Source organism: Paenirhizobium naphthalenivorans (assembly GCF_007992095.1).
GTDB lineage: Bacteria > Pseudomonadota > Alphaproteobacteria > Rhizobiales > Rhizobiaceae > Allorhizobium > Allorhizobium naphthalenivorans.
The window spans coordinates 1-1,636 of sequence record NZ_BJZP01000080.1; the positions used below are offsets into that span (position 1 = coordinate 1).

Annotated in this window: 1 protein-coding gene; it reads right to left on the reverse strand. The window is 60.9% G+C overall.

The features are described 5' to 3' along the window. On the reverse strand, window positions 1-1,636 hold a 1,636-nt coding region (locus tag RNA01_RS23135), incomplete at both ends, for a helicase-like domain-containing protein (RefSeq protein ID WP_170253623.1).

The following is a 1,636-nucleotide window of genomic DNA, read 5'->3' on the forward strand; positions in this document are numbered from 1 at the left end:
GACCCCAGTGCCCATCGTCTCCGAGCTTCCAATGAGGAACCGTACCTTGCCAGCGCGGACGTCGCCGAACAGCCGCTGCTTTGCCTCGGTCTTCTTGTAGTCCTGCATGAAGGCGATTTGCGTTGCCGGCACGCCGAGCCGGATCAGCTGGTCGCGGATAAAACGATAGGCCGAGAAGCCGCGGGACTTTTCGACATTGATCGTGCCGAGATCGGAGAAGATCATTTGTGCGGCGCCCGGCAGCTCGAACTCCTTGCCATCAGGGCGACGGTAGATGGCGTCACCGGTCTCCTTCCAGATCCGATACGCATTGCGAATAAGCAGATTGAGCTTGTTGTCCTCTTCGTTACCGGCACCCGGCATGACGAAACGAAGATCAATCGCCGCATGGCGCCCGTCGGTGATGACGGACAGCAGGATGTCATCGCCCGGTTTGGCAGGCCCCTCGCGCTGCTCGATTGCCTTGATGCGCGTGTCGAGTATCTGCTGGTAGGTTTTGAACAGCGCCGTGGGCTTGGCCGTCTGGATCTGCCGGCGCCCGGTCGAGATGTTGGGCACCTTCACATACTGCCTAAGATCCTCCGGCATCACGACATCGGCGAAGCTCCGGAACATGGCGATCAGTTCGGGCACGTTGACGAAGGAGGCAAACCGGCTGACCGGCTTGTATCTGCCGGAGGGCTGGATTTCGAGTTCTGTCGTCGAATCGCCGAAGCAGGAGGCCCAGGCATCGAACTCGTGCAGTCCGCGTTCGGCAAGCGCCTCATGGCCGAGCAGGCGCTGGATCGAAAACATCTCGCCGAGTGTGTTGGTGATTGGCGTGCCTGAGGCGAGAATCAGCGCCCGGCCCGGGTTCTTCGTCTCGATATAGCGAGACTTTACATAGAGATCCCAGGCACGCTGCGAGCCGCTCGGATCGATACCCTTCAGCGTCGACATATTGGTGGCGAAGGACAGTTTTCGGAATTCCTGCGCCTCATCGATGACAATCTGGTCCACGCCGACTTCCGAGATCGTGAGCAGGTCGTCCTTGCGCGTCGCCAGGCCTTCAAGCCGCTCCTGTAGCCCTTCCTTAAGCCGCTCGAGGCGCTTGCGCGAGACGCGGTCCTCACTGCCCACCTTGGTCAGCAGATCCTCGTAGAGCTCCAATTCGTCCTGGATCATCTGTTGTTCGAACGCCGAGGGCACGGCGATGAACCGGAAGGCCGAATGGGTGATGATGATCGCATCCCAGGTCGCGGTCGCCGCGCGCGACAGGAAGCGAGCGCGCTTGTCCTTCGTGAAATTAGTCTCGTCGGCGACCAGGATCCGCGCGTTGGGATAGAGCGCAAGGAATTCGCGCGCCGCCTGCGCCAGGCAATGGCCGGGCACGACCAGCATGGCCTTGGCGATCAGTCCAAGCCGGCGCTGTTCCATGATGGCCGCCGCCATCGTCATCGTCTTACCGGCGCCGACGGCATGGGCAAGATAGGTCGAGCCATCGGCAATGATCCGCCAGATGCCGCGTTTCTGGTGCCCATACAAAACAAAGGCGCCAGAGGCGCCAGGAAGTTTCAGGTGGGAGCCGTCGAATTTCCGCGGCGCGATGTTGTTGAAGCGATCATTGTAATCGCGAGCCAGCCGGTCGGTGCGATCT